Source organism: Bradyrhizobium sp. Rc3b (assembly GCF_900114915.1).
Classification (GTDB): Bacteria; Pseudomonadota; Alphaproteobacteria; order Rhizobiales; family Xanthobacteraceae; genus Bradyrhizobium.
Window position 1 is genome coordinate 244,105 of the sequence record NZ_FOUS01000004.1, and the last position, 13,986, is coordinate 258,090.

At 65.7% G+C, this 13,986-nt stretch carries 13 protein-coding genes; 10 read left to right on the forward strand and 3 right to left on the reverse strand.

The features are described from left to right. The first annotated feature begins 200 nt into the window (after window positions 1–200). The 8 genes from pimA to BM190_RS11190 all read left to right on the forward strand — a co-directional run bounded on the left by pimA (window position 201) and on the right by BM190_RS11190 (window position 9,688). Complete coding sequence (pimA, locus tag BM190_RS11150; protein ID WP_092254327.1) at window positions 201–1,883, forward strand: dicarboxylate--CoA ligase PimA; 1,683 nt, start codon at window positions 201–203, stop codon at window positions 1,881–1,883. Continuing rightward, window positions 1,880–3,067: an acetyl-CoA C-acyltransferase gene (locus tag BM190_RS11155; RefSeq protein WP_092254329.1), complete on the forward strand. Its 1,188-nt coding sequence runs from the start codon at window positions 1,880–1,882 to the stop codon at window positions 3,065–3,067. Before pimA ends, BM190_RS11155 begins: the two co-directional genes overlap by 4 nt. Before the next feature lie 16 nt (window positions 3,068–3,083). Then, a complete protein-coding gene (gene pimC / locus BM190_RS11160; protein ID WP_018318818.1) occupies window positions 3,084–4,274 on the forward strand; it encodes a pimeloyl-CoA dehydrogenase large subunit in 1,191 nt (396 codons plus the stop codon). Between the two features lie 163 nt (window positions 4,275–4,437). Then, window positions 4,438–5,580: a pimeloyl-CoA dehydrogenase small subunit gene (gene pimD / locus BM190_RS11165; protein WP_092254331.1), complete on the forward strand. Its 1,143-nt coding sequence runs from the start codon at window positions 4,438–4,440 to the stop codon at window positions 5,578–5,580. Window positions 5,581–5,730: 150 nt separating this feature from the next. After that, window positions 5,731–6,504 (forward strand): SDR family NAD(P)-dependent oxidoreductase, encoded by a 774-nt coding sequence (locus BM190_RS11170; protein ID WP_092254333.1) that lies wholly within the window; start codon window positions 5,731–5,733, stop codon window positions 6,502–6,504. Between the two features lie 131 nt (window positions 6,505–6,635). Further along, window positions 6,636–7,043, forward strand: a complete 408-nt coding sequence (locus BM190_RS11175; protein ID WP_092254335.1) for an endonuclease domain-containing protein — start codon at window positions 6,636–6,638, stop codon at window positions 7,041–7,043. 282 nt (window positions 7,044–7,325) lie between these two features. Next, a complete protein-coding gene (gene glpK, locus BM190_RS11185; protein WP_092254339.1) occupies window positions 7,326–8,831 on the forward strand; it encodes a glycerol kinase GlpK in 1,506 nt (501 codons plus the stop codon). Window positions 8,832–9,094: 263 nt separating this feature from the next. Beyond that, entirely contained in the window at window positions 9,095–9,688 is a 594-nt protein-coding gene (locus tag BM190_RS11190; protein WP_092254341.1) for a GNAT family N-acetyltransferase, read from the forward strand. Between the two features lie 340 nt (window positions 9,689–10,028). On the opposite strand, the gene BM190_RS11195 is transcribed toward BM190_RS11190, so the two are convergent. Next, a complete protein-coding gene (locus tag BM190_RS11195; protein WP_092254343.1) occupies window positions 10,029–10,448 on the reverse strand; it encodes a DUF6636 domain-containing protein in 420 nt (139 codons plus the stop codon). An 11-nt stretch (window positions 10,449–10,459) separates the two neighbouring features. Continuing rightward, complete coding sequence (locus tag BM190_RS11200; RefSeq protein WP_092254345.1) at window positions 10,460–11,443, reverse strand: threonine/serine dehydratase; 984 nt, start codon at window positions 11,441–11,443, stop codon at window positions 10,460–10,462. 27 nt (window positions 11,444–11,470) lie between these two features. On the opposite strand from BM190_RS11200, the gene BM190_RS11205 reads away from it, so the two are divergent. Continuing rightward, the gene (locus BM190_RS11205; protein WP_018318809.1) at window positions 11,471–11,773 is read left to right on the forward strand and encodes an ArsR/SmtB family transcription factor; all 303 of its coding nucleotides are present in this window, start codon (window positions 11,471–11,473) and stop codon (window positions 11,771–11,773) included. 134 nt (window positions 11,774–11,907) lie between these two features. Beyond that, window positions 11,908–12,537: a glutathione S-transferase family protein gene (locus BM190_RS11210; protein ID WP_092254347.1), complete on the forward strand. Its 630-nt coding sequence runs from the start codon at window positions 11,908–11,910 to the stop codon at window positions 12,535–12,537. A 348-nt stretch (window positions 12,538–12,885) separates the two neighbouring features. Here the strand turns inward: BM190_RS11210 and BM190_RS11220 are convergent, their stop codons facing one another. Then, window positions 12,886–13,926 (reverse strand): tetratricopeptide repeat protein, encoded by a 1,041-nt coding sequence (locus BM190_RS11220; RefSeq protein WP_092254348.1) that lies wholly within the window; start codon window positions 13,924–13,926, stop codon window positions 12,886–12,888. Window positions 13,927–13,986 lie beyond the last annotated feature (60 nt).

Consider the following 13,986-nt stretch of genomic DNA (forward strand, 5'->3'; position numbering starts at 1 on the left):
ATGTCGCGCTCCGGGCAAAGCTCTCTCCGTTCCCTCCCCCCTTGTGGGGGAGGGGCAGGGAGGGGGGTGGCCCCGGGCGAGATCGGAATTTGTGGCTATCCCCTTCCCCAACCCTTCCCCACAAGGGGGAAGGGAGCCCGTCCGCCGGTGCCCACCTCACACGACCCGGCGACTACCGTTTTGCAGAGTATCGATCGCCAATGACCCATCCCGGCGAACAGTTCTATCCCGAGGGCGTGCGGTGGGACGACACAATCGTCCAGGGCACGCTGCCTGACCTGCTGTCGAAAGCTGCCGCCGATTACGGCCCGCGGCCCGCTCTGGAATTTCGAGATCGCCCGATCACATACACGGAGCTCGCAGCTCAGGCCGAGCGCGCGGCGGCGGCGTTTCTGCGCGCCGGCTGCGGCAAGGGAACGTCCATCGCGCTGTTTCTGGGCAACTCGCCGGACCATCCCGTCAACTTCTTCGGCGCGCTGAAGGCAGGCGCCCGCCTCGCGCATCTGTCGCCGCTCGACGGCGAGATCGCGCTGACGCACAAGATCTCGGACTCCGGCTCGCGCCTGCTGGTCACCTCGAACCTTGCGGCGCTGCTGCCGACCGCGCTGAAGTTTTTGGAGAAGGGGCTGATCGACCGTCTCGTCGTCTGCGAGGACGATCATTGGGGCAAGGTCGGCACGCCGCAGGCGGCGATCCCGGATGATCCCCGCATCGTCACCTTCAAGGCCTTCACCGAGGGCGCGACCGCGCCGGCGGCGTGGCCTGTCGTAACGGCCGACGACGTCGCGCTGCTGCAATATACCGGCGGCACCACCGGTCTGCCCAAGGGTGCGATGCTCACCCACGGCAATCTAACCTCGGCAGTGTCGATCTACGACGTCTGGGGCAAGCCGGCGCGCGCCGCGCGCGGCGAGACGATCGAGCGCGTCATCTGCGTGCTGCCGCTGTTCCACATCTACGCGCTGACCGTGGTGCTGCTGTCCTCGCTCAGCCGCGGCAATCTGGTCTCGCTGCATCAGCGCTTCGACGTCGAAGCCGTGATGCGCGACATCGAGGTCAAGCGCGCGACGTATTTTCCGGGCGTACCGACGATGTGGATCGCGATCGCCGCGCTGCCTGATCTGGACAAGCGCGACTTCTCCTCGCTCGCGACTATCGGCTCCGGCGGCGCGCCGCTGCCGGTGGAGGTCGCGAACTTCTTCGAGCGCAAGGTCGGCAAGAAGCTGCGCAGCGGCTGGGGCATGACCGAGACCTGTTCGCCCGGCACCGGCCATCCGCCGACGGGGCCGGACAAGCCCGGCTCGATCGGCCTGATGCTGCCCGGCATCGAGCTCGACGTCGTCGCGCTCGATGATCCCAAGCGCGTGCTTGCGCCGGGCGAAGTCGGGGAAATCCGCATCAAGGGCCCGAACGTCACCAGGGGCTACTGGAACAAGCCGGAGGGATCCACGGACGCCTTCGTCGACGGCCGCTTCCTCACCGGCGACATCGGCTATGTCGACACCGACGGCTATTTCTTCCTGGTCGATCGCAAGAAGGACATGATCATCTCCGGCGGCTTCAACGTTTATCCGCAGATGATCGAGCAGGCGATCTACACCATTGCTGGCGTGCACGAGGTGATCGTGCTCGGCATCCCAGACCAGTATCGCGGCGAGGCCGCCAAAGCTTTCATCAAGCTGAAGCCGGACACAAAGCCGTTCACGCTCGACGAGCTGCGCGCGCAGCTCGCCGGCAAGCTCGGCAAGCACGAATTGCCGGCCGAGGTCGAGTTTGTCGACGATCTGCCGCGTACGCCGGTCGGAAAATTGTCGCGCCACGAATTGCGCCAGCAGCAGAAACCGTCACAATCCACTAAAACCGCATCAGGAGCTCGTTCTTGACCGACGCCGTCATCGTTTCCACCGCCCGCACCCCGATCGGCAAGGCCTATCGCGGCGCGCTCAATGCCACCGAGGGCGCAACCCTGCTCGGCCACGCCATCGGCGAAGCCGTCGCGCGTGCCAAGGTCGATCCGAAGGAGATCGAGGACGTCGTGATGGGCGCGGCGCTGCAGCAGGGCGCGACCGGCGGCAACATCGCGCGCAAGGCGCTGCTGCGCGCCGGCCTTCCCGTCACCGTCGCCGGCACCACCATCGACCGGCAATGCGCCTCGGGTCTGCAGGCGATCGCGCTCGCCGCGCGCTCGGTGATCTTCGACGGCGTCGAGATCGCGGTCGGCGGCGGCGGCGAGTCCATCTCGCTCGTGCAGAACGACAAGATGAACGGCTTCCACGCCCAGGACCCGGCGCTGCTCAAGATCAAGGGCGAGGTCTACATGCCCATGATCGACACCGCGGAGATCGTCGCCAAGCGCTACGGCATCTCGCGCGAGAAGCAGGACGAGTATTCGCTGGAGAGCCAGCGCCGCACTGCGGCAGCCCAGCAGGGCGGCAAGTTCAAGGAGGAGATCGCGCCGATCACGACGCAGATGGCAGTCACCGATAAGGCGACCGGCGCCGTGTCGATGAAGGACGTCACGCTGTCGCAGGACGAAGGTCCGCGCCCCGAGACCACGATCGAAGGCCTCGCCGGCCTCAAGCCCGTGCGCGGTGAGGGCTTCTCGATCACCGCCGGCAATGCCAGTCAGCTCTCCGACGGCGCCAGCGCCTCCGTCATCATGAGCGACAAGGAAGCCTCGAAGCGCGGCCTCAAGCCGCTCGGCATCTTCCGCGGCTTCGTCTCCGCCGGCTGCGAGCCGGACGAGATGGGCATCGGCCCGGTCTTCGCCGTGCCGCGCCTGCTCAAGCGCCACGGCCTCACCGTCGACGACATCGGCCTGTGGGAGCTGAACGAAGCCTTCGCGGTGCAGGTGCTGTATTGCCGCGACAAGCTCGGCATCGACCCCGACAAGATCAACGTCGACGGCGGCGCGATCGCGGTCGGCCATCCCTACGGCATGTCCGGCGCGCGCCTCACCGGCCACGCTTTGATCGAAGGCCGCCGCCGCAAGGCGAAATATGCGGTGGTCACCATGTGCGTCGGCGGCGGCATGGGCGCGGCCGGCTTGTTCGAGATTTTGCAGTAATTCACAGGAGGATCCGATGGATCTCGCATTCACGAAAGAAGAACAGGCGTTTCGCGAGGAAGTGCGGCAGTTCTTCCGCGACAACGTGCCGCCGGATACGCGGCGCAAGATGGTCGAGGGGCGTCACCTCAGCAAGGACGAGATGGTGACGTGGTGGCGCATCCTCAACAAGAAGGGCTGGGGCGTCAGCCATTGGCCCAAGCAATATGGCGGCACCGGCTGGACCAGCGTGCAGCACTACATCTTCAACGAGGAGCTGCAGTCCTATCCGGCGCCGCAGCCGCTCGCCTTCGGCGTCAGCATGGTCGGCCCCGTCATCTACACCTTCGGCAACGAGGAGCAGAAGAAGCAATATCTGCCGCGCATCGCCAATGTCGATGATTGGTGGTGCCAGGGCTTCTCCGAGCCCGGCTCCGGCTCCGACCTTGCCTCGCTCAAGACCAAGGCTGAGCGCAAGGGCGACAAATGGATCATCAACGGCCAGAAGACCTGGACTACGCTCGCCCAGCACGCCGACATGATCTTCTGCCTGTGCCGCACCGATCCCGGCGCCAAGAAGCAGATGGGTATCTCCTTCATCGTGTTCTCGATGAAGTCGAAAGGCGTCACGGTGCGCCCGATCCAGACCATCGACGGCGGCGTCGAGGTCAACGAGGTGTTCTTCGACGACGTCGAAGTTCCCTACGAGAATTTGATCGGCGAGGAGAACAAGGGCTGGGACTACGCCAAATTCCTGCTCGGCAATGAGCGCACCGGCATCGCCCGCGTCGGCGTCTCCAAGGAGCGGCTGCGCCGCATCCGCGATCTCGCCGGCAAGGTGGAATCCGGCGGCAAGCCGATCATCCAGGACGCTGCGTTCCGCGAGAAGCTCGCCGCGTGCGAGATCGAGCTGAAGGCGCTCGAGCTGACTCAATTGCGCGTCGTCGCCGACGAAGGCAAGCACGGCAAGGGCAAGCCCAATCCGGCCTCCTCGGTGCTGAAGATCAAGGGCTCCGAGATCCAGCAGACCACTACCGAGCTGCTGATGGAAGTGATCGGCCCGTTCGCCGCGCCCTACGACGTGCATGGCGACGATGGCTCTAACGAAGCCATGGACTGGACCGCCCAGATCGCGCCGAGCTACTTCAACAACCGCAAGGTCTCGATCTACGGCGGCTCCAACGAGATCCAGCGCAACATCATCGCCAAGGCGGTGCTGGGGCTGTGAGTCAACAATGACGGTGTCGTCCTCCGCGAAGGCGGGGGACCCAGTACGCCGCGGCGGTCGTGAGTACGGCAGGCGGCTGCGTTTACTGGATCCCCGCCTTCGCGGGGATGACGTCTGAGGGTGAGGCGACGGCAGGGCAATTCCCGCCGATTTGGAGAGAAACATGGATTTTGATCTGAACGAGGAGCAGCGGCTTCTCAAGGAAAGCATCGACGGCCTGCTGACCGATTCCTACGATTTCGAGCAGCGCAAGAAGTACATGAAGGAGAAGGGCGGCTGGAGCAAAACCGTCTGGCTCAAGCTTGCCGAGCAGGGCCTGCTCGGCCTGCCCTTCAGCGAGGCCGATGGCGGCTTCGGCGGCGGCGGCGTCGAGACCATGATCGTGATGGAGGCGCTCGGCAAGGCGCTGGTGCTCGAGCCGTATCTGGCAACGGTCGTGATCGGCGGCGGCTTCCTGCGCCATGCCGGCACCGACGCGCAGAAGGCCGCGCACGTGCCCGGCATCATCGACGGCAGCAAGACGCTGGCGTTCGCCCAGCTCGAGAAGAACTCGCGCTACGATCTCTTCGACGTCTCGACCACGGCGAAGAAGAAGGGCGACGGCTGGGTCATCGACGGCGAAAAATTCGTCGTGCTCAACGGCGAGAATGCCGACACCTTGATCGTCACCGCGCGCACCAAGGGCGAGCGCCGCGACAGAAACGGCATCGGCGTGTTCCTGGTGCCGGCGAATGCCAAGGGCGTGACCAAGAAGTCCTACCCGACCCAGGACGGCCTGCACGCCGCCGACATCACGCTCACCGGTGTCGAGATCGGCCCCGATGCCGTGCTCGGCAATCCCGAGGATTCGCTGGCGCTGATCGAGCGTGTCGTCGATGAAGCCCGCGTCGCGCTCTGCGCCGAGGCGGTCGGCCTGATGGACGAATCGCTCAAGACCACGGTCGAGTACATCAAGACGCGCAAGCAGTTCGGCGTCGCGATCGGCTCGTTCCAGTCGCTGCAGCACCGGGCGTCCGACATGTTCGTGGCGGCCGAGCAGGCCCGCTCGATGTCGATGTTCGCGACCATGGCGAACGATTTCGAGAACGCCAAGGAGCGCTCCAACGCCATCGCCGCGGCCAAGGTGCAGATCGGCAAGTCGCTGAAATTCGTCGGACAGCAGGCCATCCAGCTGCACGGCGGCATCGGCATGACCATGGAGGCGAAGATCGGCCACTACTTCAAGCGCCTCACCATGATCGAGAACTCGTTCGGCGACACCGATTACCACCAGCGCCGCGTCGCCGATGGTGGCGGGTTGATCTGAGGCCAAGCAACGACTGTCATCCCCCGCGAAAGCGGGGGATCCAGTACGCCGCGGCTTCTCGATTCAAGCCGCGCCGCCTCTGGAATACTGGATCGCCCGGCCAAGCCGGACGATGACACCGAGCAAGTTCAATCAACGGAGGCAACAACAATGAAAAACACCCCGTTCGATCTCACCGGCAAGGTCGCCGTGGTCACCGGCTCCAGCCGCGGCATCGGCCGCTCTTCCGCCGAACTGCTGGCGAAACTCGGCGCCAAGGTCGTGGTCTCCTCGCGCAAGGCTGACGCCTGCAAGGAAGTCGTCGACGGCATCATTGCGGCTGGCGGCGATGCCACCGTCATCCCCTGCAACATCGCGCGCAAGGCCGAGGTCGAGGCGCTGATCGCGGGCGCCACCAGGCATTACGGCAAGATCGACATCCTCGTCTGCAACGCCGCGGTGAATCCCTATTACGGCCCGCTGCTCGACATCACCGACGAGGCCTTCGACAAGATCATGGGCTCGAACGTCAAGAGCAACATCTGGCTCTCCGCGCTCGCGATTCCGCAAATGGCCGAGCGTGGCAACGGCTCCGTCGTCATCATCTCCTCGATCGGGGGCTTGCGCGGTTCCACCGTGATCGGCGCCTACGGCATCTCGAAAGCGGCCGACTTCGCGCTGTGCCGCTCGCTCGCCGGCGAGTGGGGCCCGAAAGGCGTCCGCGTCAACTGCATCGCGCCCGGCCTCGTCAAGACCGATTTCGCCCGCGCGCTGTGGGAAGACGAGGCCATGCTGAAGCGCCGCACCGCCGCCACGCCGCTGCGCCGCATCGGCGAACCCGACGAAATCGCCGGCGCGGTCGCCTATCTCGCCTCCGACGCCTCGAGCTTCATGACCGGCCAGACCATCGTGATCGACGGCGGCGTGACGACGGCGGCGGTGTAGCCTTTCAACGACTTGCAATTGTAGTGAAGTGGCGCTCCACTTCACCCTCCCCTGGAGGGGGCCGGGACGAGCGTAGCTCGCCCGTGGGTCGCTCGCGCTCAGCGCGAGCGGGGTGGGGTGAGGCCACGGCAATGGTCTCAACATCAATCCGACGCGCCGCCGCGAAGAAGCTGAGGGCGAACACCACGCCGCACGAGCGAGCCTTGTGGCGCGCCCTGAAAGACCTCCCGATGGACGGATCGCACTTCCGCCGACAAGCGCCGATCGGCCCCTATGTCGTTGACTTCTTCTGTCCGGCCAAGCGGCATATCATCGAGCTCGACGGCGGGCATCACAATGAAGACGATACGGCTGCCCGCGATCTCGCGCGTCAAGGTTGGCTCGAGAACGAAGGCTATCGAGTCATCCGATTCTGGAATTCTGAGATCGGGAGCGACCTGACCGCTGTGCTCGAACGGATTTATGTCGAGCTGTACGGATCGCGCGAAGCGCAAGCCATGCACCTTGAGCGCCGGCGCAAGCGAAAAAGGTCAACCTGAATCGAGCTGCGCTCTTTCTTACCCTCCCCTGGAGGGGGAGGGTCGATCGCGCGTAGCGCGAGCGGGGTGGGGTGATCTCTCCCCACGGGCACTGTTCGCTGCGGAGAGACCTTCACCCCACCCCGGATCACATTTCGCTACGCTGCATGTGATCCGACCCTCCCCCTCCAGGGGAGGGTGAGCGAGACCAACCTTGACCTTCCCGCCCTAATCCGCTCCCTTTGGCGCGACACAATCACTCCCTCCAGGGAAACGCCAAGCTAAACGCCAGGGTAAGCCGCCATGTCTTTCGTCCTCGCCATCGACCAGGGCACCACCTCCTCGCGCGCCATCGTGTTTCGCGGCGACATATCCATCGCGGCGAAGGCGCAGCAGGAGTTTCCGCAGCATTTTCCGGCCTCGGGCTGGGTCGAGCACGAGCCCGAGGACATCTGGACCTCGACGGTGATGGTCTGCCGCGAGGCGATCGAGCAGGCCGGCATCACCGCGAAGGACATCGCGGCGATCGGCATCACCAATCAACGCGAGACCACCGTGGTGTGGGACCGCGCCACCGGGCAGGCCGTGCATCGCGCCATCGTCTGGCAGGACCGCCGCACCGCCGACATCTGCGCCAAACTCAAGGCCGACGGCCGCGAGCCCGTGATCTCGCAGAAGACCGGGCTGATCATCGATCCCTATTTCTCCGGCACCAAGGTCGCCTGGATCCTCGACCACGTCCCCGGCGCCCGGGCGCGCGCCGCGCGCGGCGAACTGATGTTCGGCACGGTCGACTGCTATCTGCTCTGGCGCCTCACCGGCGGCAAGGTGCACGCCACCGACGCCACCAACGCCTCACGCACGCTGCTGTTCAACATCCACACCGGCCAATGGGACGACGAACTGCTGGAGATCATCGGCGTGCCGCGCTCGATGCTGCCCGAGGTGAAGGATTCCTCCGCGCGCTTCGGCGAAAGCACGCCCGATCTGTTCGGCGGCGCGATTGCGATCTCAGGCATCGCCGGCGACCAGCAGGCCGCCACCATCGGTCAGGCCTGCTTCCGCCCGGGCATGATGAAGTCGACCTACGGCACGGGTTGCTTCGCGCTACTCAACACCGGCACCACGCCTGTTGTCTCGAAGAACAAGCTGCTCACCACCGTCGCCTACCAGCTCGATGGCAAACGCACTTACGCGCTCGAAGGCTCGATCTTCGTCGCCGGCTCAGCCGTGCAATGGCTGCGCGACGGCCTCGGCATCATCAAGCATGCCGCCGAGACCGGACCTCTCGCCGATCAGTCCGATTCCATGCAGAGCGTCTATCTGGTCCCGGCTTTCGTCGGCATGGGCGCGCCCTATTGGAATCCGCGCGTTCGCGGCGCCCTGTTCGGCCTCACCCGCAACACCGGCCCCGCGGAGCTTGCCCATGCCGCGCTCGAAAGCGTCTGCTACCAGACTTTTGACCTCTGGGCCGCGATGCGCGCCGACTGGCCAAGCTCGGAAACCGCCAGCGTCGTGCTCCGCGTCGACGGCGGCATGACCGCCTCCGACTGGACCATGCAGCGCCTCGCCGATTTGCTGGACGCGCCGGTCGATCGCCCCGTGATCCAGGAGACCACCGCGCTGGGCGCCGCCTACCTCGCCGGCCTCCAGGCCGGCGTCTATCCCGAGCCCACAAAGTTCGCCGACAACTGGCGCCTCGAGCACCGCTTCAAGCCGAACATGAGCCAGGCGACGCGTGAGCGGAAGCTCGCGGGCTGGGCGAGGGCGGTGAAGGGCGTGCTGGCGAGCGATGAGGGGGAGGGCTGATACGCCACCATCCAAATCGTCGTCCCTGCCTAGTGCGCAATTGCGCACGGGCGCAGGGACCCATACCGCGAGGTCTGTCGATGGCAGGCGGAGCCTATCCCGAACGATTGATCGTCGCCAAACCACTTCCTGTGGTTATCGCGACGAGCGCAAGCGCTCGCGGGGACGTCCCGGATCCGCGCTCGCTCCGCTCGCTTGTCCGGGACACGATAGAATGTGTAGCGCCGGCCGGAGCCACTCGCGGTGATGCGGAGCAAGCAAGGATGATCCTCCTCGACGGCTATTCCGATGTGCCTGCTGGCAAGATCGCCGCCGTCGTCACCCATCTGGAGATGACCGCGCCGCCCGCGCGCCGCGACGATCCCCCCGGCGTCTGGACCCTGCGCAAGGTCGATACCCCCACGCTTCCTTGGTACCGCGATCTCTTCCGCCGCGTCGGCGAGGACTGGCTGTGGTTCTCGCGCGCCCGCATGACCGACACCGAGCTCGCCGCAACCATCCTCGCGCCTGATATCGAGGTCTACGCACTGGTCGCGCACGGCCGCGATGAAGGCCTGCTCGAGCTCGACTTCCGCGAGTCCGGCCAATGCGAGCTGGTCTATTTCGGCGTCACCGCACCCCTGATCGGCACTGGCGCCGCGCGCTTCCTGATGAACCGCGCGCTGGAGCGCGCCTGGTCGCGGGACGTCCGCCGCGTCTGGGTGCACACCTGCACGCTCGATCATCCATCCGCCGTCGCGTTTTACCAGCGCTCCGGCTTCCGCCCCTTCCGCCGCCAGATCGAAATCGCCGACGATCCACGCCTCGACGGCACGGCGCCGCGGACGGCGGCGAAGCATGTGCCGATCATTGAGTAATGCGCGAGCGAGCGTAACCCAGATGAGCGGCTGGCCCGCTGCCGGTCGGAGGCGAACGCAATCAGGCGAGCGTCACCGCATCTCGCTTTGCTCATGTCGGCTAAGATCGTCCGCTGCCACACGCTTCGTCGTCATCCTGAGGTGCGCGCTCTTGCGCGCAAGGATGGGCCGCAAGCGCCCGTGGCCCATCCTTCGAGGCTCCCCTCGCGCTGCTCGCGCATCGCAAGGCTCGCGCCTCAGGATGACGGCTGAACTTGTGGCAGCACTTGTAGCCCGGATGGAGCGCAGCGCAATCCGGGACGGCGTCCCCGTATTCCGCTGCACTCCATGCAGCTACTCCTCAAAACAACCTCTGTTCTGCCCGCGCCAGCGAAAACCCCCGCTGCATCGCGTTGAAACATGTCAACCCCGTCTGCTCCGACCGGCACGTGAATCCTCCGCGCTGCCACACCTCGCCATAGGCCAGCACCGGCAGCGAGGCGTCCATCACGGTGTCACCGGCGCAGATGCGCCCCGCGGCTCCCTTCGCGCTCATCTCGAAGGCACGGCCCCAGTCGAGCTCGCAATCGGCCGGACGGCGCGGGCGGCTCTCCATGTTCATGATGTCGCAGCGGAGCACACCCTGTTCGTTATCGGTGAAGAACTGGCAGACGATGTTCTTCGACGGTGTCAGAAAGCCGATCGGGCGATCCTGGGCGTGGGCGGCCCCGATCATCGGCAGCAGGATCGATATCAGGATCAGTCCGCGTGGCGCCGTCATGTCACTCCCACTCAGCTATCGAAATTCACCGCATTGGTGTTGGCGCCGCAGACCAGAACCGCGACGCGTTCACCGGTCGCGGGACGATAGCGGCCGGAGAGCACCGCGGCAAAGGCGGCCGCGCCGCCGGGCTCGGCCACGAGGCACAAGCGCGACCACAGGGCGGCCTGGGCCTGCCGGATCGCAGCGTCGCTGACGAGGACGACGCGCTCCACATGAGCGCGCGCGATCGGAAACATCAATTCGCCGACGCGCCGCGGCGCAAGGCTGTCGGCGGCGAGACCGCCGGCAGGCGCATCGACCGGGGCGCCCGCTTCGAACGCCGTGTGCAGGGTCGGCGATTGCTCCGCCTCGACCGCGACGATGCGCGTCCTTCCCGCGAACCACGCCGCAATGCCGCCGATCAGCCCGCCGCCGCCGACCGCTACCAGCAGTGTGTCGATGTCGGGCGCGTCCTGCTCCAGCTCCAGTCCGACGCTGCCCTGGCCAAGCAGGGTTTCGGCCTGGTCGTAGGCATGGACGGCAAGCGCGCCGGTCTGCGCGACATGCGTCTCGCTCGCGGCGAGCGCATCGGCGTAGCGGTTGCCCGCGATCACGAGCTTGGCGCCATAACCCCTGATCCGCTCGGCCTTGGCAGGTGAGGTGATGTCAGGCACGAAGATCGTGGCGGGGATGCCGAGCCGCTGCGCCGCATAGGCGACGGCCGCGCCGTGGTTGCCGCCGGATGCGGCGACGACACCGGCCTGCGGCACCTGCCGCAGCAACAGATTGGCGAAGGCGCCGCGCGCCTTGAACGATCCCGAATGCTGCAGCATTTCGAGCTTGAACGTGAGGGGCGCCGCGGGCAGGCCGAAATCGGCGAGATCGGCCCGAAGAAGGGGCGTGCGCCTGATATGCGGACGGATGACCGCTTCGGTCGCCGCGATCCGCTCCCGTGTGATGTCCATTGTCGCTGTCATGATGCCGTCCAGAATAGCGCATCGGAGAGTTGACATCAATTAGGTAATTAGCAAAATAACTAAATGAAGTTTGCCGTCGCCCTGCGCGCGCTCGCCAACGAACGTCGCCTGCAGATCCTGGAATGGCTGCGGGATCCGCGGAAGCATTTTCGCGAGCAGGCCGATGGCGACCTGGTCGAGGACGGCGTCTGCGGATTGCTGATCGCCGAAAAGCTCGGCGTCAGCGCGCCGACGGTGAGCGAGCACATGCGGGTGCTGACCGCCGCCAAGCTGGTGCGCGCCAAGCGCATCAAGCAGTGGACGATGTACAAGCGCAACGAGACCGCGATTGCCGCCATCAAGCGCTCGATCCAGGACGGCCTCTGAGCGCGCAGCGCCATCGCCGGCGACGTTGCAGCCGGTGCAATGCTCCATTTCCGAGATATTTCTTGCGCCGCGCCGATCAGGTCGTGGAGACTGGACGGCCCCGCCGTGTCCAACCGCTTGGAAGAGCAAGAACCATGTTCCTGATCGGCCAATATGATTCCCCCTTCGTCCGCCGCGTCGCGATTGCGCTGCGGCTTTACGGGCTCGCCTTCGACCACAAGCCGTGGTCGACCTTCGGCGATGCCGACCAGATCGCGCCCTATAATCCGCTGCGGCGGGTGCCGACCCTGGTGCTCGACGACGGCGAGGCGCTGATCGAGAGCACGGTCATTTTGGATTATCTCGACGAACTTGTCGGGCCAGAGAAGGCGATGCTGCCGCGCAGTGGCACTGAGCGGCGGAAGCATTTGCGCATCTGCGCGCTCGCTTCCGGTCTCGGCGACAAGGCGGTGAGCCTGCTCTATGAGCGCGTGCTGCGGAAGGAGCAGCTCGCGCTGTGGGTCGAGCGTTGCCAGGCGCAGATTGGCGACGTGCTGAAAGTGCTGGAGGCCGAGCGCGCCAAGGTGACGACGCCGTACTGGCTGGGCGGCCGCATCGGCCACGCCGACATCGCGGTGGCCTGCGTCGTCCGCTTCACCCGTGAGGCGCATCCGCAGCTGTTCGACGCGTCGCGTTACCCGGCGCTGGCTGCGCATGCCGAGCGCTGCGAGGCACTGCCGCCGTTCAAGGAGATCGTGCAGCCGCTGTCCCCGCCGAAGGGGTGATGCGCTCTTACCCTCCCCTGGAGGGGGAGGGTCGATCGCATGAAGCGCGAGCGGGGTGGGGTGATCTCTCAACACGGGCGCTGTTGAATGCGGAGAGACCGTCACCCCACCTCGGTCCGAACCACCTCGGTCCGCATTCCGCTACGCTGCATGCGCACCGATCCTCCCCCTCCAGGGAAGGATGGGGATCGCGGGTGGGGCTTGGGTTTCCTAGACCATGAGCCGGAAAAGTGCGAAGCGGACTTTCGAAAAGATCACACTTAAGCAGCAAGCCAAAGTGAGATGACGATTCATCGCGCTTTAGTCCGTCATCCAGAGTTCGCGCCTTGGCCGGAATGACGGGGGCGACTACTTCCTCCGCGTCACGCCGTTCGTCCGCAGATACTCGTCCAGTTCAAACCCCAGATCCTCGGCACGATCGAAATACGCCTCCGCGGCATCCGGGTCCTTCGCCATCCCTTCGCCGCGTGTCGCCATCACGCCGAGCGCTGCGGCGGCGCGGCCGACGCCGAGATCGGCGGCGCGCTTGTACCAGCGGATGGACTCGCCGAGATCCTTCTCGATGCCGGGCAATTGCCCGGTGGCATGGAGCGCGCCGAGATTGGCGGAGGCGCGCGGCTGGTCGCGTTGTCCGGCCTGCTTTAGGTAGAACACTGCCTTGTCGCGGTCACCGATGCCTTGCATCGCATAGACGAACAGCTCGAAATAGGCATCGGCGTTGCCGCGCTTCGCCGCTTCGAGATGCAATGCAAGGCTCTTGGCCACGTCCTTCGGTTGGCCGCGACCGTTGTAGGCCATCAGCCCCAGCAGGTAGCGCACGGCGCCATCGGGGTCGTCGCCTGCAAGCGCTTTCTGCGCGTAAGCATAGGCGTCGTCATATTTCCTGAACGTCCAATAGAGATTATAGGCGGTGAGATAGGCGCCGTAATCCGAGCCGAGTTCGGCCGCGCGTTTGTAGGCAGCGATCGCCGCGTCGCGATCGCGCGGCACGCCCCAGCCGTTCCAGAGGCAGCGGCCATAGTCGACCCAGGCGTTGGCGTGCCCGCCGAGCGCGACCTCATGCAGCGCCCTTGCCAGCGTGTCGCGACTCTCGACCGGCGCCTTGCCTGCCTCGATCGCCTTGAACAGGGCTACCGCGGCCAAATAGAGCTGGTCATCGCGCGACGGCGAGCGCGGTTGGGCGAGGAGCTTTGTGACGGTTTGCATGGTTCCGCTGGCATCATTTGACTTGGACGGTTGCTGCGCAACCTCGGCCACCGCCGCATCGAGCGGGACGGCATGATGCAAGACGAAGATCCCGCCAATCATCACGAGGCAGGAGCCCAGGATTTTCAGATGATTACGAATGCCGCCCTCCCGCGCGCCGGCCGGATGTTTGTCGTATCCCATCCGGTACACGAGATCGGAGCATGTGGCATCTGACGGAGTGCTGACGCGGCGGGCGATGAT